The following is a 24928-nucleotide window of genomic DNA, read 5'->3' as shown; positions in this document are numbered from 1 at the left end:
GCCGGGGCTTTTTTATTAGTAGGTTTCCTGTTTTGGGCCAGTTTTTGAGAAAACGGCCCTAAAACAGAAAGTGGGTAATATCCACTAGTTATTTCAGTTCCAGCCTGATGGGCAGCGTCATACGCACAGGTACGTTACGGCCGTTCTGGCTGCCTGGCTTCCAGCGGGGCATCTTCTCTATGACCCGCACGGCCTCTTCTTCGGTGCCATAGCCCAGACCTTTGAGCACTTGCACGTCTTTGATTTCCCCGGTGACAGATACCACAAAGCTCAGGATGACAGTGCCCTCTAAGCCTTGGGCCTGGGCGGCTCTGGGGTATTTGATATTCCGGCCCAGGTACGCCATGAGCTTTGGCATGCCGCCTTCAAACTCCGGCATAAACTCGGCGCTGTAAAATACCTCTGTGGGGGCAGCAGTTTCCCCATGACCGGTTCCAGTCCCTGGGCCGGATCCTTCACCGGGCAGTGGGTTGCCCACCTCTGTATTTCCGTCTCCGGGAGAGGTGACCGTTCCTGAGTTGGCCTTCTGCAAATCTTCCTGCGTTGGTATTTCATCCACCACCGCGGTGTTGTTATCTACCACTTTAGGGGTGGTGTTCTTGATGGTGGGGGCCTCGGATTTGGCGGCAGCGGCGGGCTCAACCGGCTTTACCTTGGCCACCTCCTTAATCTCCTCCAGATCAACGTGGGTCATCTCTATAACTGGGCCCAACTTCCGTACCTTGGCTATTCCGGGTTTACCAGCCAGCAGGTTCGCTACCACGGGGGCTGAGAATAATAGCACAAAGAATCCTACCGCATACAGTAACGCCTGGCTGAGGTGCTGGTGGTAGACTTTGCGCAGCACATAGGCGCCGTAGGCCTTGTTTCGGCCCTCAAAAATCATGTCTTCTAAGGAAAGGGCAATGGCGGTGTTGGTTTCCATGGCGGTAGAGGTTAGAGGTGAGGTAAGGACTTCTTTCCCCCATGATGCCCATGTCCAAATATTTCCATACCGCCCTCTGCAAATTTTTTTGCTTCTCCCCTTTTGTCTGCCTGCTCAGGACCCAGGCAAAACAAAAACCGTCCTCCACTGTTAAATTTTTAGGCCTAAAATGCATAAGTACTGCCGGGTTCTGCTTACTTGCATTTCTTTTCATAAATAAATTTCTGGGCCACACCTTTCTGGAACAGGTATACGTTTAAGAAAAGTGCTGTTAAGAATTAGGCACTACTTTTGCACATACTACTAAAGACCTTACAAACAAGATTATATGTTTTCATTCAAAACTAAACTGGTCGCTTTTGGCACTGCCGCCTCGGTGGTGTTTGGGGTAACCTCCTATAAACTCCTGGAACCGCAGGGAGAAGTGCGCGACCAGAAAACTGAAGTGCTCTCTAAGGTCCTGTTGCAGGGGCTGAGTTCCGCCCATTACGCGCCTGAAAAGCTGGATGATAATTTCTCCAGAAAAGCCTTCAACCTTTACCTGGAGCGCTTAGACTACAATAAAAAATTCCTGCTTAAGTCTGACGTAGACCAACTTATGGCCTACCAGAACCAACTGGACGATGAATTCAAGAACGGCTCCTTCAAGTTCTTTGACCTCTCCATGTCCCTGTTCCAGCAGCGCCTAAAAGACGCTGAAGCCTATTACAAGGAAATCCTGGACAAGCCTTTCAACTTTGACCAGGAAGAAACCATTGAGGTAAAGCCTGAGAAACTCAAGTTTGCGGCCTCACCGGCGGCCTTGAAAGAAGAATGGCGCAAATACCTTAAATACCAGGCCCTCATTCGGGTGGCCGATGCTGTGGACAGCCAGCAGAAAGCTGACACCGTGGGCAACAAAGAGCCCAAAAAGACCCCGGAAGCCATTGAGGCCGATGCCCGCAAGAAGCTCAGAGATAATTATGATGACCTCTTCAAACGCATGAAGCAGCTGGAGAATGAAGACTGGCGTTCTTCTTATCTCAATTCGTTTGCCAACATCTATGACCCGCACACAGAGTATTTTGCCCCTAAAGAAAAAGAAGACTTTGACTTTGAGTTTTCTGGCCGGTTAGAAGGTATTGGTGCGGTGCTGCAGGAGAAAGACGGATTCATTAAAGTATCTGAGATTACCCCCGGCAGCCCGTCTTATTTGCAAGGCGAACTTAAGGCCGGTGACATGATCCTGAAAGTGGCCCAGGGCAATGAGGAACCCGTTGACATCCAGGGCATGCGTATTGACAAGGCCGTTTCCCTGATCAGAGGGAAGAAAGGCACCGAAGTTCGCCTTCATGTGAAGAAAGTAGACGGTACCATGAAAATCATCCCTATCATTAGAGATGTGGTGGTACGGGAAGAAGGCTATGCCAAGTCTTTACTTATCAAAGGCGATAAACCCATTGGCTATATCCATCTGCCTGCCTTCTACGCCGACTTTAAAAATGCCGGTGGCCGTAACAGCGGAAAAGATGTAGCTGCTGAAGTGCAGAAACTGAAACAGGAGAACGCCGCCGGTATCATTCTTGACTTACGTAACAACGGTGGTGGCTCCTTGCAAGACGTGGTAGACATGGTGGGACTATTCATTAAGTCTGGTCCGGTAGTACAGGTGAAATCTGCTAACGGCCCGGCGGCCGTGCTTGATGACCGTGACCCGCAGGTGCAGTTTGCTGGTCCTTTGGTTTTGCTGGTGAATGAGAACAGTGCCTCTGCCTCTGAGATCATGGCTGCCGCCATCCAGGACTACAAACGCGGTCTTATCATTGGTAGCAGTACTTACGGCAAAGGAACCGTACAACAGTTCTTTGACCTGGACCAAGTGCTTCCTGCTTCTTTTGACGCCGTAAAACCATTGGGTCACCTAAAACTTACTACCCAGAAATATTACCGGGTAAGCGGTAAAACGGTGCAATTGCGTGGCGTGACCCCAGACGTGGTGCTACCTGATACCTATACCTATTTGAAATACGGGGAAAAAGAGCAGGAATACGCCTTGCCATTTGATGAGATACAGCCGGCCAAATACACTACCTGGTCCAGCCCTAACTTCCCAATGGAGAAATTGAAGGCTGTTTCCAGAGCCAGGGTAGAAAAGAGCCCTACTTTCTCGCTTATAAACCAGGCGGCCTTGCGCTTAAAAGAGAGAACCGAGAATTCTACCCGCTCGCTTAAGCTCAGCACTTACTTAGCCGAGGAGCGGAAGAACCAGCAGGAATCTAAGAAACTGGAAGCCGTGCGCAAAAACATACCCCAGTTAGACGTAGCAGGACTCAAGCCTGACGTTACAAAATTGGCGGGAGACACCGCGGCCAGTGCCCGTTTTCAGGCCTTTACCCGCAACGCCAAGAAAGACCTGTACATTCAAGAGGCCGTGGCTATCTTAAGAAGCGGGTTGTAATCCACTAAGAGAACTTACACAAAACAAAACGCCGCTACTGGTTTCAGTAGCGGCGTTTTTTATGCGTTCTGGTAAAAACGGCTTTAAAACTACCTAGCCTCTCATTTTCCCGAACGCCTGTTCCAGGTCCTTGATCAGGTAATCTGGGTCTTCCAGACCAATATAAAACCGTACCAGGGTAAAGGGCAGGGAAGATTTGTAGTTACCAGATTTATAGGCCGCAGCTGCCGGATAGATGAGCGACTCATGGCCTCCCCAGGAAGCGGCCATCAGGAAGTGCTGCAGGCTGTCACAGAACCTGTCTACCTCCTCTATGTGGTCGGTGCGCAGCCGTATGGTAAATTGACCGGTATTGCTGCGCATCTGTTTCTTGGCCAAGTGGTACTGGGGATGCGAAGGAAGGAAAGGCCAAAGGATTTCCGCTACCTCTGGCCTGTGCTGCAGATAAGACACCACCTGGCGGGTGGTTTGGGCTATTCTTTCCATGCGCAAGGGCAGCGTCCTAAGGCCCCTCAAGAGCAGCCAAGCGTCATTTGGCGAAAGCACTGCCCCCAGGGTCATGTATTCCGTCTCAAAAATTCGGTTTATCCTCTCCCTGGAGCCACACACTACCCCACCCATGACGTCACTATGGCCGCCAATGTATTTGGTAGCCGAATGGATCACCAGATCTACCCCCAACGCTGCCGGGTTTTGGAACAAGGGCGTAGCAAAGCTGTTGTCTATAACCGTAACTATGTTCTGCTCTCTGGCAATGGCCGTGATGACCGCAATGTCTTGCAGTTCAAATGTAAAGGAATTGGGGCTTTCCAGGTAATACAGCACGGTATTCTCCTGGGTGGCCTGCCGGAAGTTCTGGGCATCTGCCCCGTCTACCATGGTCACCTCCACCCCAAACCGGGGCAGAAAGGATTTCATTAATTTATTGGTCCAGGTATAGGGTTTTTGTACGCATACCACATGGTCGCCCGCTTTTACCTGTGAAAGCACCGCTGCCGCCACGGCCGCTATGCCGCTGCCAAAGGCAATGGCGTGCTCAGTACCCTCCAGCGCCGCCAGTTTTTTCTCCAGGATATCAACGGTTGGGTTGTTGCCGCGGGTATAAAAGTCAACCTCCGCCTCGTGCTCCAGGGCAAACCGCATGTCTGCCACGGTTTTACAGGCAAAGTTACTGGTCTGGAATATAGGAGGCGCCACTGCATTGAAATACGCAGAGCGCTCTTCCCCCAACTCATTCAGGATATAAGATAAGTCCATGCCTAGTAGAATAGTTTCTCCCTTCTACTCTCAGCTGCGCATCAGGGTTTTATCCAGTCAATGGAGGGATTTGCTGTAAACCAAAAGGACCTGCCCGGGGGCAGGTCCTTTTGGTTTACGGATATTTTCTTGTTCTAGAACCTGATGCGCAGGTTCGCCTCTACTTGCGGATCTGGCTTGGCCAGGCCATTGTATTCCTTCGTGATATCAAAAGACGTGGTAAGTTGCACGTTGTCCTTCAGGTTGATACCGGCATTCACGTTCCAGGGAGCAGATTTATCAAACTGGCCCCGGTAATTCACCCCACCGGTTAAGAACTTAATATTGGCCATAGTGCCAAACTGGTATTCCTGGGTACCGCCTTTCAAGGCTTGGTTCATCAGGAAGGAGGGAGTGATGCTGATATCCTGGGCTAAATTAAGCTTATACCCCGCGGTCACCAATAATTCTCTCACGCCCACATGCTCGGCGCTTTCCACCAGGTTATAGGTAGGCTCCAGGATGCTGGCAACGGTGGCACCGGCGTAAAAATTATGGATTTTCAGCCACATACCAGCGTCTATATCTGGCCTAAGATCATTGTCATGGCCTACCATTTTCTTTTCCTGGTTAACGGTCATCTCGGCAAGGTCTACCTGCAGGTATTCAGCGGCTAACTGGGCCCCAAAGGCAAGGCTACTTTCTGTGCCCAACCGGAACCGCTTGGCATAGGAAAACCCAAGTTTACCTAACCAATAAGGGCCAAACTGATCATAAACCCCAATCACCCCAATCCCATTTGGGTTGTTGTCATTGATACTGCCCTGGTAATGCGCAATCACAGATAAAGGGGAAGAAGAAGCGTCTCTCCTAATAGAATTGAGGTGACCGTTCAGGCCAAACTCCCTTACCTTATCGGCGCCGGCAAAGGCAGGGTTGAGGTAGAAATAATTTTGTTGGTACACCCGCGGAATAACCATTCTTTGGGGATTATCCTGGGCTTGGGTAATACTTGCAGACAATAATAGCAGGCTGAAAGCAACAACTTGTTTCAGATTCATGTTATTTTTTGATGGTTAGTAAGAGGTACCACTACCTTTATCTCACACTAGGCAAGAAAAATGATACCCGACAAAGACGTGAAAAGAACTACCATCCCAAAAATAAAGTTCATGAAAACGTAACCCTATATATTCAAGCAATTAAATATAAAAACCCAAATCAGCCTTAACAGATTGTAATACCAATTTTGGGTTGCGTTTTTTTCTCAACTTTTCTTTTTCTTCCCTTAGCATTCTACACAATCAGCAAAGATTAAGCTGACTTTCTGGACTAGCCATTGAGAAATCTCCAAGGATTAATCCAAAGCTCGAAAAGTCTTTTAGGGTTTAGAAACCTCTGGCCGTGTCATCTCCTCTCGGGTCTGCTCCTCCTTCCAGGGTTCCGTTAGGCAGCCTGAGAATTCCGTCTACGGCGCCATACCGTCCGCGCTCTTTTACTTGGTGGCCACGTTGCTTCAGGGTTTGGCGCGTTGCCGGCAAAAGGGCGGTAGGTTCTGGCTCTACTCTGTCTGGCAGCCATTGGTGGTGTAACCTGGGCGCCGCTACTGCCCCCTGCATGCTCATGCCATGGTCAATGACATTTAAAATAGCCTGGAACACTGACGTGATAATGGTAGAGCCACCCGGCGTACCGACCACCATGAACAGTTTACCGTCTTTTTCCAGAATAGAAGGTGTCATGGAGCTAAGCATTCGCTTACCAGGGGCAATGGCATTGGCCTCCCCGCCTATTAACCCAAACATATTAGGTACTCCAGGCTTAGCGCTGAAATCATCCATCTCATTGTTCAGAAGAAAACCCGCGCCCTCCACCATTACCTTTGAGCCGTACCCTCCATTTAAGGTGGTGGTGATAGAGGCTGCATTGCCCCATTGGTCTACAATAGAATAATGGGTGGTCTGGTCACTTTCCTTCACCAGCAATTGGCCCGCCGCCACCTGGTTGGAGGGAGTCGTTTTATCCATAGAGAAAGAAGCCATGCGTTTTTTAAGGTAGTCCGCATCCAGCAGGTTAGAAACGGGCACTTTGAAAAAGTCAGGGTCGCCCAAATAAGCCGCACGGTCGGCATACACCCGTCGCTCGGCTTCTACCATCAAGTGCACGGTGTTAGGGTTTTGCCAGCCCCAGCCTTTCAGGTCATAAGGCTCCACCATTTTAAGCAACTGCAGTAACGCAATACCCCCGCTGGAGGGAGGCGGCATAGAAATAACCTTGTACCCCCGGTAAGTGCCGGAGATGGGCAATCGCCATTTGGCCTCATATGCTTTTAGATCCTGGTGAGTTATAATTCCCCCACCCCGTTGCATTTCCTTCACCAGCAGATCTGCCGTTTCGCCTTCATAAAAGCCCGCCTGCCCGCGGTCCCTTATCCTTTCCAGGGTGCGGGCCAGTTCTGGCAAAGGCAATACATCTCCTTTCTGCCAGGGGGTATCCCGTACCAGCCCGGTTTTAAATTTATTTGCTTTCTCAAATTCTTCTTTGGAGCCATTAAGCATGCGGGCCTCCCGCTCCGTGAGAATAACGCCTTTCTGAGCCAGGTCAATGGCAGGCTGCACCACCTGCGCCCAGGGCAGGGTACCCAGCTTCTGGTGCATGGCTACCATTCCGGCCACGGCCCCGGGTACGCCCACGGCCAAATGCCCTAGGGTGCTGGCATCTGCCACCACATTGCCTTGGGCGTCTAAATACATGTCTCGGGCGGCGGCCTTTGGCGCTTTCTCCCGGTAGTCCAGGGCTCCTACTTCGCCGTCTTGCTTCCGGTACACCAGAAACCCGCCGCCGCCAATATTCCCGGCCACGGGGTACGCCACCGCCAGGGCAAAACCAGTAGCCACCGCCGCATCATAGGCATTGCCGCCTTTCTGCAGAATCTCCAACCCTATGCGTGACGCTTCTGGGTGGGCGCTCACCACCATACCCCGTTTACCGGTTTCCCCTTTTTCTTTGAGGCCGGCAGACACCCCGGTGTCGCTGGGTTTACAGCCGGCTAACTGCAACAACAGGCAGAGGAATAGAACAGGGTAAACAGATTTTCTTTTCATCTTAGTTTAGGTCTTCTTTCTTAAAAACAGGCTCAAAACACAAAAACGGCCGGCAAGACAAGTAAGGAATTTACAAGCCATAAAAAAAGCCTGCCGGAAATTATCCGGCAGGCTTTCTAAGATTGATAAACGAAGAAGTTAGTTTTTGATGATTCTGGCTTGGTAAGACTTGTCTCCTGCCTGTACCTTCACCAGGTACATACCGGCGGCTACACTGCCTAACTGCTTGGTCAGTTGCTTGTTCAACGTATCTATTGATCCGTTGGCCCGGCCTATCACTTCGCCACGCAGGTTATACACCACCGCAGACAGGTTAGCTTGGGCCGCAACCCCGGCAGGAAGTTGTAAGGTAACAGTTCCTGTGGTGGGGTTAGGCGTTACCCTGAACGAAGCTGCTTTATCTTCACGTACACTTAACGGGTCATTGGCAGTGAATGCAAATCTGGCATACACCGGCAAGTGATCAGAAGTTGTAGTAGCGTAGCTGTTGATATAATCGTTAGGGTCTTCAATAGTGATAGAATTAGGCATGTAATCATCGACCAATTCATTAGAGATGATGATATGATCCAGGAAGCTTTTTGAGCTCGGGAAGGAGAAGCCTCCGTTCTGGGCCAGTGGGTAGGTAAGCACTTTGTATTTCTCTACGTCTGTCACAAACGAGTTGTAGCTAGATACGCCGCCACTGTTGATAGACCCATACACGTTGTCATTGTAGTCACCTAACAGAATTACGTTGTGGTCTTTATAGTACATATCAAGGGAATCTTTCAACACCTTGATATCGGCCAATCTACGGTTATAATCTGCGGAGGCTGATCCAGACTTGGCGTGGATGTCAATGACCCTGATGCGCTTGGTGATGCCACCTACGGTTACGTCAAACGTGCCCATGTATGGCAATCTGCCTGAAGACCAGAAATCATCATCAATCAAGGTAGTAGTACCGGCCACGGCCTGTCTGTACAGGGCTTCAAACATTACCCTGAACCCAACTGGTTTTACCGTGGCTGTGTTGTAAATGAAGCCAATCTTCTGAGCTGGGAAAGGCGTGGTAGAAGAGTTAGGCTTGATAGAGTATGAATACACCTGTGAGATGCTTTTCGCATAGCCTGGCATGGCTTCCACCACCTTGTCCATGGCTGCTTCTTCAGATAATTCCTCTACCGCAATAATGTCCATGTTTAGTTTCTGGAACACTTTGGTCACATTCTCCACTTGCAAGTCGTCATTGGTGGGACCAAACTCACCGGTGCCGTCTTTGATATCTGAGGCGAAGAACTCCACGTTGTAGGTGGCAATGTCAAAGGTCTCAGAACGAAGAACAGAAGAACCAGACACTGTTGGACCGTTAACCGCCAAGTTGCCAACTGAACCAGCAAAAGCAAGAGCACCTGTATAGCTTAACTGCTTAGCGGTTGGGGCGAAGCGCACATACACCGTGGCACCCGCCTCAGCAGTAGCGGAAGGAACCACCACGGAAGAGGTGAAGGTAGTGTTGTCTGCAGACACCTGGAAACCGGCTGGAGCGGTAACCGTGATGTTACCGTACCCTAAGGAATTGAATTTAAAACTTTGGCTGGTAGAAACGGCATTAGCCGCAGTCTCAGCAAAGGTTAAAGCCGTGGTTGGGATGAAAGATGAAGTGGAAAGGCTCTCTACTTTGTAATCATCAATCTTCCACTCAGAGCTGTTGTTGGAACCACCGGCCGTGGTTTGGTATACAAAGGCCACGTACGTATTGGCAGATTTGTAAGGAGTAAGGTTGATGCCGGTAGATTGTTTCCAGGTACCGGTAGCGGTTGGGAAATCACCTTCAATCTCAGTCCAGTCAGCGGTGTTGATGGTGCCTGAGCCATTATAGGTAGTAGACACGAATAGCTTCAAGCCTGGGCCTGCAAAGAATTTTCTGGCATAGAAAGACAGCACTGCAAAATCTGACATGGAGGTTAGGTCCATAGCTGGTGAGATCAACCAGTCATTGCTTGCCGTATTGGTATCTGAGAAACCATTCATTACCGCCGCACCGGGGGCCGAGTTTGGACCTGTGGCAGTGTACATCCAGCTGTTGGTTGGACCAGACACGTTTACTTGCGTCCAGCCAGAGTTAGTCAGGAAGTTAGGATCGTTGAAATTCTGCACCAGAGGGTTAATTCCAGTTCCTGAAAGATTTACAACTACGTCTTGAGCGCCGGTAGCACTATGTGTAATGGTTCCAGTGCTGCTGGTAAGGGTTGTTGGCGCGAAGCGCACAGACACTTTGGCGCCGGCAGTTACCTCAGCTGGGGTGAAGGTTAAGGCGGTCGTACCAAATGTACCCACGGTAGTTCCTTCGCCTTTCGCTATCTGGAAAGGACCGGTTACGGCCACGGTTACATTGCTGGTTAAGTTTGCTCCTGTTACGGTGTAAGATTTAACGGCAGACGTCTTGGTTAGCGCGGTTGGAGAGAAATCAAGGCTAGCTACAGAGGCGTTTATGCTTGGCGTGGCTACCGCGGCGGTAGTAAAGGTCCAGGTGCTGCCAGTGATACCCGCAAAGAAATTGCCGGCGCCATCTTTAAAAGCGGTATTAGCGACAGTTACGGTGTAGGTAGTAGAAGGCTTTAACGCTAAGTTACGAACGGTTACGGTAGACCCGTTATATACCGTTTCAGGATCATTAGCGGCACGTGTCAGGCTTTCTGTGCTAGAAGAAATAGTAATTACTCCTGTTCCGGCCACTACAGGCTCACTGAAGGTAAATACCAAATCCAGATCTGTAGAAACGCTGGCCGCTGCATTAACGGGGGTAGTAGATACTAAAGTTGGAGCAGTATTATCATTGGCGATCAATTGGGCAGACAGGTCATCAACGGCGTAAATACCATCACTTCCTGAAGCATCTGAATCACGCCATCTTACCCAAATCACTGCATCTACAGCCAAGGGAACCATAATGTTTCCAGAGATGGCCGTCTTATTGGCTTCCTCGTTTCCATTAACAGCAGCAGCGGCAGTAGTGGCCGTGAGCTTTTCAACTAAATCAAGGCTTTCTACAGGAGTCCAGGTACCGGTAAGCAAGCTGGTGGCATCCAGGCTGTATTCAAACACTGTCTTCTCCAGAACAGTAGCGCTGGAACCACTTCTCCATTGCTCCATGGTAGCCTCAATTTTAAGGCCCGTTACGGCAGTTCCCGAGGTATTTTTGAAGCTCGCCCCAAAAGCTGGAATTGCTGAACCCGAAGCTAAGGACCCAAATGCTCGGTCTGCTTCTCCTGTAGTTCCTACATTATATATACCCCCAGAATTTCCTGATCCATCATTGGTAATGATAGTAAGAGCGCCAGTACCAGTGCCACCATATCGGCTAAATTCCCAGCCTGCAGGCAGAGTAGGCAAACCATTAAAGTTCTGGGTATAGGCCGTAGTGGTTAGGTTCACCTGCCCATAAGCCAAGCTACCGCTGATGCCCGAAAAGAGCAGAGCAGCCACCAGCATACTAAGTTTTTGTAAGGGTTTTATCATAAAAATAGAAAAGAATGGATGTTACGTTTTAGGGGGCTAATCTCACAAACCACTTACTCACAAGTGTTAGTGCAGCGTATGCCGTTGACAAAAGTAACCATTCCTTCTCAAGCCTATGTTATGAATAGGTAAAATAATTTACCCCTTTTCAAACGCTTCCCCTTCACCTCCTTCTCCCTTTTATTCGGTTTGAAAATCTATAGACTCCATTAATTTTAGCAATACTAAATTTTTTAGAAAATTAATTTATAATATATTGATAATCAATAATTTATCTACATATAAAATTCCTATCAATTGCAACTCTGGGGCTAGGTTTTCTGTTGGGTATATATGAAGAAGGTACAAGACGAAAATGTGATTCCGCTCTTCCAGGAAGAGCAAAAAACGCTGGATTCTGCCTGGAAGAAATCTATTCCGGCGCAGGTTTTCCTTAACTACTTTTTTGCTATCAATTACCATATCAACCATAGCGGCGAAGAGGCAGGGTTGAAGCACCTGGCCTTCTTTAGGCAGCACTCCGCTGATCTCACCGAGCAGGAGACACAGGCCCTTTCTAAGATTCTGCATAACTGCTGGAGCACAGAATATGCCTTGCGCGCCACCGCCGAACTAGGCGATGAAATGTATTTGCGTAATGCGCTGCACTGGACATTCCCGCAGGCCTACTATTCCATTTTTGCGGGACTGCAGGCGTTTCTCTATACCCTGGGCATTAAGACCAGCCATGAGGCGGCCATCAGAAGGGAGGCTGGCAGACTGGTGGTAAAAAACGCCTACCCTAGGTCTATTGGCTTCTATGCCGCAGGGGCGTACAATGACTTTAGCATTCATAGGTTGCCATTGGCGGGGTATAAGGCCAGCCTGCAGATTGCCGGCAAGGAGATTGAGGCGCAGGCTCAAATTGGTCAGTTTCTGCGTACCACGCGTAAACTTACGGCCAACACCATTAGGCAACAGGTACAGAGCAACCCTTCCACGGCCATCAAAAGCAGTAAGACGGGTCAGGTGCTGGATAAATGGTCGGCGCAGCACTGGCAGCAGATTACCTGGCGCATGGGGTATACCACCCTGTTTGACTTGCTCAGCCGCCTGCGCATTTCTTCGTCACAGAAAGAGATTGACCGCTTTGTAGAAGCTGACATTGATTTCAGGCTGTTCCATGAGTCCTTGCTGGCCATTGTGAGCTACCTCAATGGTATTCATGAAACCTACGTGGCGCAGGCCCTGGGCCTGGAGAAATACCAGAAGTTAGTCGCTGAACTGCCTGAGCACCTGCAGCATAGTTTTGTGGAAGCCCGCCTGCACCAACAGGTAGAGCCCAACTTTGAAACAGGAACCACGTCCATGCACCTATCCGCGGCAGCTTAACCTTACTACATATATACAAAAAGAGCCTCTACTGGAGGCTCTTTTTGTTTTAAGCCTGTTTTTAAGAAAACAGGCTTAAAACGCATTTATATAATAGTCATGCTATAAGCTTTGGCTTACCACCAAGGTTACTCATGGCTAAAGCTTTCAATCTTCACGCCCTTGGCCCCAGCCTCTTTCAAGGCTTCCTCGGCGCTGAGCTTAATTTGGTTAAGTTTGAATTCATGCCCCTCAAACAAGGCAATAATTTCAGGGGAAACGGAGGTAGGGTCAGCGGCTTGCTGCATGTGGCCGGCTTGCTCAATGGTGAAACACATCGCCTTGATTTTAGGCCCTTTGATTCTCACCTGGCTGGCGTTGAATTTGATCAGGTTCTGTTTCAGGTAATCCTTCACAAAATCCTCCTCAGAAATATCTGTTTCGGCCAGCCGAAGCACCTCCTGGTAACTACGTTTATGCAGGAACTCCTTTAAAGTAGGCTGAATTCCTTTCCTGATGTCTGGGTCACTGATCTGATGGGCATAGATCAAAATATTGAAAAGCCACCGGAGCGTACCGTCATTTTCTTCAAAAATCAAACTCAATTCACATTTCATAGGCAGGGGGTTAATGTTGACTTTAACGGGTAAATACTGTTTTGGATTAGAAGAAACAGCACCCTTGCCCCATTTGGAGAGGGTATGAAAGGGGAATGGTTACCCTAACGCGCTACCGTCCAAACGGTTTGCTAGACCTTTCCAGTAAGAGCAGCAAAAGAAATCTATTTCCTGTTTTGGGCCTGTTTTCGCAAAAACGGCCTCAAAACAGCAGGCTCAGGCATTATTAGTTTCAATTTCAGAAAGGTGCAGGAGCTATTAGGGTTCATTGCGCAAGCCAATCCTGGTATTTCAGAAAGCAATCACTGTATCTATGGGAATAATTTCCGAAATTCGCGCTTTGATTTAAGAAAACTGAAAGACCGTTTCCATGCATTTAAGCGAACAGGAACTACGCCGGCGCCATGAGCGCGAAGAGCTCCAGAAGATGGGCATCAACCCCTACCCTTCCGAACTTTTTGAAGTGACCGCCCAGGCCAAGGATATAAAGGAGAACTACGATCCAGAGCAGAACAACTACCAGGAAGTTAGCCTGGCGGGCCGCCTCATGAGCCGCCGCGTAATGGGCAAGGCCTCCTTTGCCGAACTCATGGACAGCTCGGGCCGCATCCAGATCTACGTGTCCAGAGATGACATCGCCCCCGGCGAGAACAAGGACCTGTACAACACCGTGTTCAAAAAGATGCTGGACATTGGTGACTTCATCGGTATTAAAGGCTACGTGTTCAAGACCCAGGTTGGTGAAACCTCTGTACACGTAACCGAGCTGGTGCTGCTAGCTAAGTCGTTGAAACCGCTCCCTATTGTAAAGCGCGAGGTTGACGAAAACGGCGTGGAGCACGTGTATGATGCGTTTTCTGACCCAGAGCTCCGTTATCGTCAGCGCTACGTGGATTTAGTGGTGAACCCACATGTGAAAGAGGCGTTCATCAAGCGTACTAAGCTAGTGAACACCATGCGCGAGTATCTCAACGAGCGTGGCTACTTGGAGGTGGAAACCCCTATTCTGCAGCCTTTGTACGGTGGCGCCGCGGCCCGTCCGTTCAAGACACACCACAACACCCTGGACATGACCTTGTACCTGCGTATTGCCAATGAGCTCTACCTGAAGCGTCTGATTGTGGGTGGCTTTGACGGTGTGTACGAGTTCTCTAAAGACTTCCGGAACGAAGGCATGAGCCGTTTCCACAACCCGGAGTTCACCCAGGTGGAACTGTACGTAGCCTACAAAGACTACTACTGGATGATGGATTTGGTAGAGGAGATGGTGGAGAAAGTGGCCTTGGCGCTGCATGGCACCACTGAAGTGCAGGTAGGCGAGAACGTGATCAACTTCGCGCGCCCCTGGAAGCGTTTCACCATGTTTGAGGCCATTGAACACTTCACCAAGATTGACATCTCTGAAATGGACGAGCCCCAGCTGCGCGAGACGGCCGGCAGCCTGGGCATTAAGCTAGACCCGAACATTGGCAAAGGCAAAATCATTGACGAGATCTTCGGGGAGAAATGCGAAGCGCAATTGATTCAGCCAACCTTCATCACGGATTACCCCGTAGAGATGAGCCCGCTGGCCAAAAAGCACCGCACCAAAGAAGGTCTGGTAGAACGTTTTGAAGCCATCTGTAATGGTAAAGAAATCTGCAATGCCTTCTCTGAGCTCAACGACCCTATTGACCAGCGCGCCCGCTTTGAGGAGCAACTGGAACTAGGCAAGCGCGGTGACACTGAGGCCATGGTCCTGGACGAGGACTTCCTGCGCGCCCTGGAGTACGGCATGCCGCCAACGGCCGGTTTAGGTATTGGTATTGACCGCCTCAGCATGATCATGACCAACTCGCACTCCATCCAGGATGTGCTGTTCTTCCCGCAGATGAAGCCAGAGAATAATTCTTAATGTGCTAATTTTTTAATGTGCTGATGTGCTATGGTGCACTGGTTTTATAAAACAGAAAGGCCGCTCTTTTAGTAGAGCGGCCTTTCTGTTTTAAGCCTGTTTTCCGCAAAACAGCCTCAAAACGCAATACCGGTATTCCTTCTCCCCGAGGGAGATGGTTAGGATGAGGGGGTTGGCCTTGCAGATTATGTAGGAACAAGTTGCGACTTGTCCGATGTGGTTCAAATGGCAAAGCAGTTTCACTTAGGAATAAATTTTTCAGAGACACCCAGCTCCCCGCCATAGTTTGATATACCTAATTTGAGGCTTACACCTCACTGAAGTTGAAAACTTCCACCCTTTTTAGGTCCAAGTTGAAAACTTGAACCAGAGGAATTTAGCATAGACCCAAAACCCTATAAAATCGAAAAGCCTTCCCATGAAGAGAAGGCTTTTCTGTATTGGTCAAATAATTTCTGTTGCTACTGTTTGATGTGGCTTTCGCCTGTATACTAAGAACTTGATGTATCCCTTAAAAACTAAATCTAAATCGATCTCTATTATTAAGTTTTAACCTCAAGTTTATTTCTTAGCGTTTACTTCATCGCTTTTCGCTTAGTACTATTTAACCAATCATGCTTTCTTACTTTAACGTCCCTGCCGGGGCAAGGTTTCAAAGTAAGGCAAGAATCTGGGGACTAAGCGCCGGCTGAAGAACCTTCGCCGCCCCTGCCTGCTTTGCCGGCACCGCCAGTGTTTCCGCCTGAAGAGGCTTCCACGTTACCGCCGGTGGGGTTGTTTTCCAGGTGAGAGGTTGCTTTGGTGTTAGATCCGGTGTTTACCACATCTGCGTCACCGCTTCCGCCTTTTTTGCCTAACATGGAACCTGCGCTGGCGCTAAGGGCCTGAAGTTGCTCCATGCCCGCCTGCAATTTAGATTCCAGGTCCTGGCCTAATTTAGAGGCTGATTTTTTCAGGCTGCCACGGGTGGCTTCACCGGTTTCTGGGGCCATCAAGATACCCGCTACCACACCGGCACTGGCACCTGCCAATAAAGCCAGAATGATTTTTCCGCTATTGTCTTTCATGAGTTCTATTTGTTTAAAGGAATAATTTCTGCGGAGGAGGCCCACCAGAGGCTGCCAAGACTCTCGCAAAGGGTTAACGGAAACAAGTCTGTTTTTGTTATAAATACGGACCCGCTTCCTGGCCTATCAAAATAGGTATTAGCTTCTGCCGGTAGAGGCATCGGCGGTTGTTCCTGAAGTGGCATCTGCCCCTACAGAAGTGGTGGTAGAAGCGTCATCGCCTTCGGTGCCGCCCAACAGGCTGGCCAGACCGCCAAATTTCTCAATGTACGCGCCTATTTGGCCGTTCACGCCTTCGGCCACCTGGCCGGCTATTTTCATCAGGCTCTCACGCGAGTCTTTGCCATTGCTGGGGGCCATTAAGATACCAACTACTACACCGGCAGCAGCACCGGCGGCGGCAGCTAATAGAACTTTTGAATTGTCATTTTTCATAGTATTGTAGAATAAAGGTGAATGTACGGGTGGGTGCACAAAGAAAGGGTTCCTGGTAAGGACCCCGCTTTTCTTCAGGCAATATGCTAAACAATAAATATATATTGTAACATATATTCATGCGGTTTACGGTTTCCCTCCCCTTTAGGTTAAGGGTTTTGCCTGGTTTTAGAAAATATGCTTAAAAAACGTGGCCTTGGGTAGCGGCCCGGCCCGCCGGTTTGCGTATACCCACCATCTTTGAATACTACCTCACACTACTACCACTATGAAAAAATCCCTTCTTTTATCTGCCCTGCTGATGGCGGCCTTGCCCTTCAGTTGCAAAACCAGCAGTCAGGTTGCCTGCATAGACCCCGCCAAAATAGACAAAGAAAGAGCCTGCATCATGATTTATGACCCCGTATGCGGCTGCGACGGCAAAACCTACAGCAATTCCTGCCTGGCAGAAATCAGTGGCCTTATTTCCTATACCAAAGGCGAATGCCCGCCCAAAGGCACTAACCAATAAACCTGTATGAGCAAAAAAAAATACTTCCTGCAGACAAGCCCTTTCAGGGTACCCACCACCGACGGGAAATTAATTGAAGAACATTTTGGCCTGGCCAGCACCCACACCAGCGCTTTTAGCGTGGCGCACATGGTAGCTCCTCCTAAATGGGGAGAGCCGCACCAGACCCCTGAGTTTGATGAAGTCACTATTGTATTAAGGGGCCGAAAACAGATTGAGATAGATGGGGAAACAGTAATATTAACCGCAGGCCAAACCCTCCTGATCAAGGCTGGGGCCCGCATTCAGTACTCCAACCCCTTTGACGAGGAATGTGAGTACTGGTCAGTGTGCGTGCCTGCCTTTGATATCAACAGCGTGAACCGGGAAGAGGAGTAATCTTGGGCGTATCCCCGGGTTATGCCCTATCTTGATATTCCCTTCAGGGCCTGCTTTTTAAGATCAAAGCACCGTATTAACCTGGCTAACTTACTTTTCTAGGAATTATCTACCAACCACCTATGACCCAACCTTACTATTCTCTTTTTAAAAGAGCCTGGACTTTTGCCGCCTTGGGGGCACTTTCTTTGCTGGCCCTGGGAAGTTGCAGCAAACCAGCCGCCACCTCCAAGCTGAGCACCCCAGCCTCAGCCACCAACCCACCGGCCTTTTCCCTGATCAAAGAGGATGACTTGCGGCGTGACCTGTTCTCCTTGGCCAGCGACAGCCTGCGCGGCCGCCGGGCCGGTGAGACCGAGGAACTACGTGCCGCCGCCTGGATGGCCGAACGCGCCCGCGAAGCCGGTCTCCTACCCGCCGGCGATGATGGTACTTATTTTCAGTTCTTTCCCATGCGCAGGATGCAGGTCTCGCCCCTTAGCCAGATCACACTTAATAACCGTAACTTGCAGCTAAACAAAGAAGCATGGGTGACTGCGCCGGTAGAAGGTCAGGTGGAAGGAACGCCTGTCTTCCTCAACACTTATGCAGATACCACCAAACAGAGCGTGCGGGGTAAGATTGTGGTCATGCGGATGCTGCCTCCTTCCACCCTTCCGGCTCTCGGCATGAGCCTTTGGGGCTACCGGTATATCTTATCGGCGGTGCGGCAGCAGGGCATGACCTTAACCAGAGCCGGCGCGGCCGCCATTGTTCTCCTCGCAGATTCCACTACGCAGGCCAATCTGGCATTTGCCGGGCATGGGTTTGAAGAAGGAAGCTACCAATTGGAAGGCCCTTCCACCACCGCCCAAACCAATTCCAGAGCAGTTCCAACCTTAATTGTGCTACCTACGGTAGGCGGCCAATCTATGGCAGACAATCTGCGCAAATCTTCCTCGGCAGCTAAAATCCAGATCAAGGTAGACAGCTATATTTATCCATCCGCAAACGTGGTGGCCCGGGCGCCCGGTGCTGATCCTGCTCTGAAAAACGAATATGTGCTCTTTAGCGGGCACCATGACCATGACGGCGTGGGTACCCCCATCAAGGGAGACTCCATCTGGAATGGCGCTGATGACAACGGAACCGTAAGCGTGGCCATGTTGGCCATTGCCCGCGCCTGGAAACAGAACCCTGGACAGCGCTCTGCCCTTTTTGTCTGGCACGGCGCCGAGGAACGCGGACTGCTAGGCTCCCGCTGGTACGCTGAACACCCTACGGTTAAGAAAGAGGCTATAGTGGCCGTGCTCAACGGTGATATGATTGGCCGCAACGCGCCAGACTCTGCCGCGCTGTTGGGTTCCATCAAGCCCCACCGCAACTCCGCCGCTTTGGTAGACATGGCCCTGCAAGCAAACCAGAACTTCACCAAATTCAAGCTGGACACCTCCTGGGACGAACAAGGGCACCCCGAAGGCTGGTATTTCAGGAGTGATCATCTGCCTTATGCGCGCGCAGGCATTCCGGCTATCTTCTTCACAACCCTCCTGCACCCAGATTACCACACCCCCCGAGATGAGGCCCAATACATAGACATCACCAAACTGGCCAAGATGACCCGCTGGATGTACGCCACTGGCTGGGCCATTTCCAACACCCCGCAACGCCCTACCGTTGACCCTGATTTCAAGTTGGAACGGTAAGATCTACACACCAACCCAATCTTGTTTTAGGCCTGATTTTGTAAAAACAGGCCTAAAACAGAAAGCCCTCTGCAGTCCAGCAGAGGGCTTTCTGTTTTAGGGAGGTGCACAATAAATACATTATGCAATTTAGCTTCAGGGTAGCATGATCGCTTGCAAAAGCGGCTTTGTGAGTGTTATCATCAACAACCGGTATTGCTCGACCAGAACAAGCGGCAACCACAACACTATGATCTACAAAAAGTGGACAGGCATTACAGCTACAACCACCCTGATCATTTCCCTGACATGAGAAGTTTACGTTCTCACTTGTTTTAACCTCACTTTTGGAAAAACAGGCTCAAAACGCAATTGCCTTCTAAGCACTCAGGGCCAGTAACTCTTTGGCGCTTTGGTAGGCATTTTCAGAAGGGTTGGCACCGGCAATCATCTGGGCAATTTCCACCACGCGTTCGTCGTGGCTCAACTGCCTGATGCGGCTGACGGTACGTTCGGCGCGGTCTTCTTTGTAGACAAAGTAATGGGTATCACCCTGGGCCGCCATTTGCGGTAAGTGCGAGATACAGATCAACTGGTGCTTCTGTGACATCTGCTGCATCATCTTACCTACCTTCACGGCAATCTCCCCGGAGATACCGGTGTCAATCTCGTCAAAGATAATGGTAGGCAATGCGGTTTTGTCGGCGAGCAGGTACTTTACGCATAACATCAGGCGCGAGAATTCCCCACCCGAGGCAGCCTTACTTAAGGTTTGTGGCGCAGCCCCTTTGTTGGCGCTGAACAAGATGTTGACCACATCAATACCTGTAGCAGCTGGCGCCGATACTTTGTGCTCCACTACTACCCTGGCATTAGGCATGCCTAGCTCAGAAAGTAGACGGTGCAGCTCGTCCTGGAACGTGCCAAAAACGCTGGTGCGGCTTTCAGAGAGTTTCTGGGCTTGGGCCTCTACTTCTTGCAGGGCAGCAGCCAGGGCTACCTTGGTTTTCTCAATGGCGGCATCCAGGTTATGGACGCTACTAACTTTCACTTCCAGTTCGGCCTGCAGGGCCAGCAATTCTTCTACGGTACGTACCTGGTGCTTGCGCTGAAGGGTATAGATAAGGTCCAGCCGTTCTTGTAATTGTTCGGCGCGCTGGGGGTCTGCCTCGGTTTTGCGTTCGGCGTCTTCCAGCTCCCCGGCAATGTCATTGAGTTCAATCAGGCAGCTGTCCAGGCGCTCTTTCAGGGACTGGAAAGTCTCGCCGTACTCGGTTACCTGGCCCACCAGATGGCTGGCGTCTTTCATGGCTCCGGCAGCGTTGTACTCACTTTCTGAAATGTATTGCAGGGCCTGGCTCAGCTTCAGCTTGATCTCCTCGGCGTGCTCCAGTTGCTTGAGCTCTACCTCGTGGCTTTCCTGTTCCTCGGCCTGTAGGTTGGCCTCAGACAATTCATTGAGCAGGTAGGTATTGTAATCCAGTTCTTTCTGTGACTGGGCCAACTGGCCTTCCAGGTCTTTGAACTCCTTCTCCAGTTTTCGGTAGGTGCGGTATGCCGAACCGTATTGGGCACGCAGCCCTTCGTTCTGGGCGTACAAGTCCAGGATGTTGAGTTGGTACACCGGGTCACCCAACAACAGGGTGTCATGCTGCGAGTGGATGTCCATGAGTTGGTCCCCTATGCGGCGCAGGGTTTCCAGGGTCACGGGTGTGTCATTCACAAACGCGCGCGACTTGCCAGTCGGGCTGATCTCCCGGCGCAGCAGGCTGACCGGTTCAAAGTCCAGGTCTTCTTCCTCAAAAAAGCGTTCCAGGTGGTACTCAGACACGTTGAAGGCGCCTTCAATCACGCATTTCTGGTCCTGGTTGAACAGCAGTTTTGAGTCGGCCCGGTTGCCCAGCAGCAGCCCAATGGCGCCCAGCATAATGGATTTACCGGCTCCGGTTTCACCAGTGATAATGTTCAACAACGGGGAGGGCTGCAGTTCCAGCTGCTCAATAAGGGCGTAATTCTTTATCTTAAGCTCTACAAGCATGAGGTAGATGGGCGGGTTTGTTTGTACGTGGTGCGGATGCTTCTAATAGACAAAGATGCTAATTTATTTAGTTTCATCACTAATAAACATAGCCAAAAAAATCTCTATTTATCTGGACCAGGCTTACTGCGCGGCCTCCAGGTCTAGCACCACTTCCTCTACGTGCCCAAAGGGTAAATGGTGCAGAAAACGTCTACCATCCCGTATCGCCAACGTGTTATGCAAGCAAGCTTCTAAGATTCCAGAAAAGACCCTGCCCTGAGTAGTGATTACCTGCACGGGTTTGCCAACCCGAGGAGGGAGGTCTTGCTCAAGACTGGAACGGAAGATGCGGATTTGTCTTTTCCCCATGGCGTTTTGAGGGTGTTTTCCTAAAAACGGGCTTAAAACAGAAACTACCGCTGCAGCAAGGTTTCGTAGCGGGCGCGGTTAGTTGGGTCTACCTGACTAAGCAGTTCATAGGCCTGTTGCTTCTGGGCCGGCGTGGCCGTGGTGAACGCATTGCTCAGTTCCGCTGATTTAGCCTCAAAAAAGGACCGGAGAACGGCAGCCCCTGGCCGTAGCCGGGCTACCTGCTGAATGTTGCGCAGGGCTTCCAAAATGTTTTGGCGACCTTTCTCTGGGTCACGGGCCATTAAATCAAGGCCTTGGCGGTGGTACAGGTACAGGGCTGCGCGGTATGGTTCAAACTGCGGGTCTACCAGGTTATTGATAAGCCAGTAGCGGTTACGGGTATCTGCCGTGGCACTCCAGCCACCGCCTCCCGCTCCCCCAGAAGAAGTCACGAGGTTTAGGATGTTGCGGGCCTCGGCCAGCGCATTGGCCCCACCCATGCGCGAGAAGCTGTCATTGTCCATACCAATGATGGTGTAGGCGTAGAAAGACAGAATGGCGGTAAGGTTGGTGGTGAAGGTGTTGGGCGCGTACTGCAGCGGCTGCGCCTGGGTATAATCAAACTCGAATTTAGTATCTACAAAAGACAGCACTGTGGTTTCATAGCCGGTGCCATACGTGGGCCGGCTGGAGATGACTTGGGTGTTGGCCTCAAATACGCCCACCTGGGGCATGGCCCGCAGCGTGATAAATAACTTGCAGCGGATGCGCTCTTCGTTCTGGTACACGTCACTGGTCCAGCGGGTATTGTTCATGACCTCAGAGATGGCGTTCTGCATCTGCTGGAACACCTGCCGGTCAGTGGCCTGAATCTGGTCACTGTTCACAATGACCTCGCAGCGCAGCTCCTGCGCCATGGAACAAAGCGGGAACAGAAGACCCAGCAGTACCCACCCTATTTTTTTTGCAGACATGCCCACTCGGTTTTTATAGATTCAAGAATATCCAGGGCTACCTCTTCCTTAGACTTCAGCGCATATTCCTCCACCGTGTTTGGTTTCACAATGGTGATTTTGTTGGTATCATGCTTGAAACCGGCCCCGGGCGTACGCAACGAATTGAGCACCACCATGTTCAGGTTCTTTTTAAGAAGCTTACCGCGGGCGTTCTCCAGTTCCTGGTCGGTTTCAAGGGCGAAACCCACCGAAAACTGGTCTGTCCGTTTCTGCTGGCCTAAGGTAGCCGCTATATCAACGTTCTTTACCAGTTCAATGGTAAAGGTATCCTCGTTTTTTTTTATTTTGGAAGAGGCCATTTCCTTCGGCCGGTAATCTGCCACTGCGGCTGCAAATACCCAGACATCCGCCTGGGCAGCCTTGGCTTGGCAGGCGGCAAACATCTCCTGGGCGGTCATGACGGGTATCACCTCCAACAGCGGGTGTTCCAGCGTGAGGGAGGTGGGGCCTACTACCAGATATACTTGGGCGCCCTGCTCGGCGAAGGCGCGGGCAAGGGCGAACCCCATCTTACCGGTGGAGTGGTTACCAATGAACCGGACCGGGTCCAGGGGCTCATATGTGGGCCCGGCGGTGAGGAGTACTTTCTTGCCGCTAAACAAAGACACGGGGCGTAAAATGTTCTTCTAATACCTGCATGATCTCTTCGGGTTCGGCTAGGCGCCCCTGCCCTACCAGGCCACTGGCTAGTTCACCGTGGCCGGCTTCAATAAGATGGTTGCCATAGCTTTGCAGCAGCCTGAAATTCTCTTGCACCGCTGGGTGCTGGTACATGTCCAGGTCCATGGCCGGGGCCACAAAGACCGGGCACCGGGCCGAGAGGTAGGTAGCCGTCAATAAATTATCACAGAGGCCGCGGGCCATCTTGCCTACCGTGTTCGCGCTGGCCGGGGCAATGACCAGGGCATCGGCCCAGAGGCCCAGTTCCACATGGTTGTGCCAGAGGCCAGAGGCATCTGACCGCACAAAATCACTTAACACCGGATTCTTTGAAAGCGTGGCCAGCGTGACAGGGGTTATAAAAGCAGAAGCAGAAGTGGTCAGGATTACCTGCACTTCTGCTTCTGCTTTTATAAGGAGGCGTACCAACAAAGCTGCTTTATAAGCCGCAATGCTCCCGCACACCCCCAGGATTATTTTCTTATGCCGAAGCATTCAGAAGGCGCTTAACTAAAACGCAGATGAGGTTTCCGCTTCATCATCGGCGCTGCGGAAATAAACTTTGCCTTCAATGAACTCCTCAATAGCCATGTTGGTAGGCTTAGGCATACGCTCATAGTATTTGGAGATCTCAATCTGCTCACGGTTCTCAAACACTTCTTCCAGGTTGTCTACGGTGGTGGCAAACTCGGCCAGTTTAGAGTTCAACTCCTCTTTTACTTTCACCGCAATCTGGTTTGCACGCTTAGAAATGATGGAAAGGGACTTATACACGTTTCCGGTTTCTTCAGCTAGGTTTGAAACGTTGCGCGTTACAATGGATGCTGGTACTTGTGCCATATATCTAGAAAATTGGGTGGTTACAAAAATTATTGATTGGTTGGGGCAGTAGTAGCCCTAGCCGTCTGAAATTTTTTCAGTTTCTCCAGTTCCTGCAGGGTGGTTTCATAAATCTGCTCTGCACTACGTGAGAACTTGCTTTTAGGGTACGTGTCTATAAAACCCTGGTAAAAAGAAACGACCTCCTGGTAGCGTTCCTGCTGCTTGCTTTCAATGCTTTCCCTGGCGTAGTTGTACTGGGCGTCTATGCGCAAAAAGGCGGCCTCCTCATTATACAAAGAAGACGGAAAGCTTTTCCTGAAATTCTCCAGGGCTACCACCGCTGCCTTGTAATACTGGGGGTCATAATTGGTAAGCTTGTAGTACTGTTTGGCGTTGTTGAAGGCTTTTACCTCTACTTTGCCAGAAAGCTCATCATAAATCTTGTTGGCCTCTGCCATGTACTTACTTTGCGGGTAGCGGCGCATAAACTCCTGCAAGGCGCTCATGGCCTGGGCCGTGCTCTGCTGGTCCAGGTTATAGCTGGGTGACTCATTGGTGAGCGAGCGGGCGTTCATGAAAGCGGCCTCCTCGGCGTACTGGCTTCTAGGGAACGTCTGCCCGAAAGAAGTGAAGTGGAAAGAGCTTTCCAGGTACAGGTGCTGGTAGAATTTGGTGTAGGCGTAAAGAAAATTGGCTCGCTCATACTCGCTGCGCCCTTTCAAGAGGGGCATGAGGTCTTCTAAAAGCGCGCCTGCTTTATCATATTCCTCTTTCTCATAATAAGAAAGCGCAGCGGCGTATTTCTTGTCTACGTCGTCGCTTTTCAGGATTTTATTGTATTTCCCGCATGAACCCAACAGCAATACCGTGAGCAGAATGGGTAAATAGGAAAGAATGCGTTTGGTCATAAGCACGCAAAAATAACGTTTTTTTTTAT

Annotated in this window: 21 protein-coding genes; 6 read left to right on the top strand and 15 right to left on the bottom strand. The window is 50.5% G+C overall.

Features of this window, described 5'->3' with window-relative positions; translation table 11 throughout:
- Positions 1-88: 88 nt before the first annotated feature.
- Complete coding sequence (locus ACYVJQ_RS17810) at positions 89-925, bottom strand: energy transducer TonB (protein WP_460894466.1); 837 nt, start codon at positions 923-925, stop codon at positions 89-91.
- 328 nt (positions 926-1253) lie between these two features.
- Between ACYVJQ_RS17810 and ACYVJQ_RS17805 the strand changes: the two genes are divergently transcribed.
- Complete coding sequence (locus ACYVJQ_RS17805; RefSeq protein ID WP_460894465.1) at positions 1254-3362, top strand: carboxy terminal-processing peptidase; 2109 nt, start codon at positions 1254-1256, stop codon at positions 3360-3362.
- Positions 3363-3455: 93 nt separating this feature from the next.
- Here ACYVJQ_RS17805 and ACYVJQ_RS17800 read toward each other — a convergent pair whose 3' ends face one another.
- From ACYVJQ_RS17800 to ACYVJQ_RS17785, 4 genes are all read right to left on the bottom strand, one after another.
- Complete coding sequence (locus ACYVJQ_RS17800; RefSeq protein WP_460894464.1) at positions 3456-4619, bottom strand: trans-sulfuration enzyme family protein; 1164 nt, start codon at positions 4617-4619, stop codon at positions 3456-3458.
- Between the two features lie 134 nt (positions 4620-4753).
- Positions 4754-5659 (bottom strand): PorP/SprF family type IX secretion system membrane protein, encoded by a 906-nt coding sequence (locus tag ACYVJQ_RS17795; protein ID WP_460894463.1) that lies wholly within the window; start codon positions 5657-5659, stop codon positions 4754-4756.
- Positions 5660-5986: 327 nt separating this feature from the next.
- Positions 5987-7702, bottom strand: coding sequence for a gamma-glutamyltransferase (gene ggt / locus ACYVJQ_RS17790; protein WP_460894462.1), 1716 nt, complete (start codon positions 7700-7702; stop codon positions 5987-5989).
- 138 nt (positions 7703-7840) lie between these two features.
- A complete protein-coding gene (locus tag ACYVJQ_RS17785) occupies positions 7841-11206 on the bottom strand; it encodes a choice-of-anchor J domain-containing protein (RefSeq protein ID WP_460894461.1) in 3366 nt (1121 codons plus the stop codon).
- A 333-nt stretch (positions 11207-11539) separates the two neighbouring features.
- Here ACYVJQ_RS17785 and ACYVJQ_RS17780 point away from each other — a divergent pair, with 333 nt between their 5' ends.
- Complete coding sequence (locus ACYVJQ_RS17780) at positions 11540-12577, top strand: hypothetical protein (protein ID WP_460894460.1); 1038 nt, start codon at positions 11540-11542, stop codon at positions 12575-12577.
- A gap of 128 nt (positions 12578-12705) precedes the next feature.
- Here the strand turns inward: ACYVJQ_RS17780 and ACYVJQ_RS17775 are convergent, their stop codons facing one another.
- Positions 12706-13173 carry a hypothetical protein gene (locus ACYVJQ_RS17775; protein ID WP_460894459.1) on the bottom strand — a complete coding sequence of 156 codons (468 nt, stop codon included), beginning with the start codon at positions 13171-13173 and terminating at the stop codon, positions 12706-12708.
- Between the two features lie 370 nt (positions 13174-13543).
- Between ACYVJQ_RS17775 and lysS the strand changes: the two genes are divergently transcribed.
- The gene (lysS, locus tag ACYVJQ_RS17770) at positions 13544-15067 is read left to right on the top strand and encodes a lysine--tRNA ligase (RefSeq protein WP_460894458.1); all 1524 of its coding nucleotides are present in this window, start codon (positions 13544-13546) and stop codon (positions 15065-15067) included.
- A gap of 677 nt (positions 15068-15744) precedes the next feature.
- On the opposite strand, the gene ACYVJQ_RS17765 is transcribed toward lysS, so the two are convergent.
- Positions 15745-16134 (bottom strand): YtxH domain-containing protein, encoded by a 390-nt coding sequence (locus ACYVJQ_RS17765; protein ID WP_460894457.1) that lies wholly within the window; start codon positions 16132-16134, stop codon positions 15745-15747.
- A 138-nt stretch (positions 16135-16272) separates the two neighbouring features.
- On the bottom strand, positions 16273-16569 hold the full coding sequence (locus ACYVJQ_RS17760) for a hypothetical protein (RefSeq protein ID WP_460894456.1): 297 nt from the start codon (positions 16567-16569) through the stop codon (positions 16273-16275).
- 268 nt (positions 16570-16837) lie between these two features.
- Between ACYVJQ_RS17760 and ACYVJQ_RS17755 the strand changes: the two genes are divergently transcribed.
- The 3 genes from ACYVJQ_RS17755 to ACYVJQ_RS17745 all read left to right on the top strand — a co-directional run bounded on the left by ACYVJQ_RS17755 (position 16838) and on the right by ACYVJQ_RS17745 (position 19143).
- A complete protein-coding gene (locus ACYVJQ_RS17755; RefSeq protein ID WP_460894455.1) occupies positions 16838-17080 on the top strand; it encodes a Kazal-type serine protease inhibitor family protein in 243 nt (80 codons plus the stop codon).
- 6 nt (positions 17081-17086) lie between these two features.
- Complete coding sequence (locus ACYVJQ_RS17750; protein WP_460894454.1) at positions 17087-17458, top strand: cupin domain-containing protein; 372 nt, start codon at positions 17087-17089, stop codon at positions 17456-17458.
- 122 nt (positions 17459-17580) lie between these two features.
- Positions 17581-19143 (top strand): M28 family peptidase, encoded by a 1563-nt coding sequence (locus ACYVJQ_RS17745; protein ID WP_460894453.1) that lies wholly within the window; start codon positions 17581-17583, stop codon positions 19141-19143.
- Positions 19144-19501: 358 nt separating this feature from the next.
- Here the strand turns inward: ACYVJQ_RS17745 and recN are convergent, their stop codons facing one another.
- The 7 genes from recN to ACYVJQ_RS17710 form a co-directional block, all read right to left on the bottom strand.
- Entirely contained in the window at positions 19502-21160 is a 1659-nt protein-coding gene (gene recN / locus ACYVJQ_RS17740) for a DNA repair protein RecN (RefSeq protein ID WP_460894452.1), read from the bottom strand.
- Positions 21161-21283: 123 nt separating this feature from the next.
- Positions 21284-21511 (bottom strand): hypothetical protein, encoded by a 228-nt coding sequence (locus tag ACYVJQ_RS17735; RefSeq protein WP_460894451.1) that lies wholly within the window; start codon positions 21509-21511, stop codon positions 21284-21286.
- 44 nt (positions 21512-21555) lie between these two features.
- Entirely contained in the window at positions 21556-22467 is a 912-nt protein-coding gene (gene porD / locus ACYVJQ_RS17730; protein WP_460894450.1) for a type IX secretion system protein PorD, read from the bottom strand.
- Complete coding sequence (locus ACYVJQ_RS17725) at positions 22449-23117, bottom strand: phosphopantothenoylcysteine decarboxylase domain-containing protein (protein ID WP_460894449.1); 669 nt, start codon at positions 23115-23117, stop codon at positions 22449-22451. Before ACYVJQ_RS17725 ends, porD begins: the two co-directional genes overlap by 19 nt.
- Positions 23104-23664, bottom strand: coding sequence for a flavoprotein (locus tag ACYVJQ_RS17720; RefSeq protein ID WP_460894448.1), 561 nt, complete (start codon positions 23662-23664; stop codon positions 23104-23106). Before ACYVJQ_RS17720 ends, ACYVJQ_RS17725 begins: the two co-directional genes overlap by 14 nt.
- 15 nt (positions 23665-23679) lie before the next feature.
- Positions 23680-24009 (bottom strand): DNA-directed RNA polymerase subunit omega, encoded by a 330-nt coding sequence (locus tag ACYVJQ_RS17715; protein WP_460894447.1) that lies wholly within the window; start codon positions 24007-24009, stop codon positions 23680-23682.
- A 29-nt stretch (positions 24010-24038) separates the two neighbouring features.
- Complete coding sequence (locus ACYVJQ_RS17710; RefSeq protein ID WP_460894446.1) at positions 24039-24899, bottom strand: outer membrane protein assembly factor BamD; 861 nt, start codon at positions 24897-24899, stop codon at positions 24039-24041.
- Positions 24900-24928 lie beyond the last annotated feature (29 nt).

Source organism: Rufibacter soli, from assembly GCF_054781795.1.
Note: the sequence above shows the minus strand (reverse complement) of the source record. Positions and strands in the feature narration are given on the sequence as shown.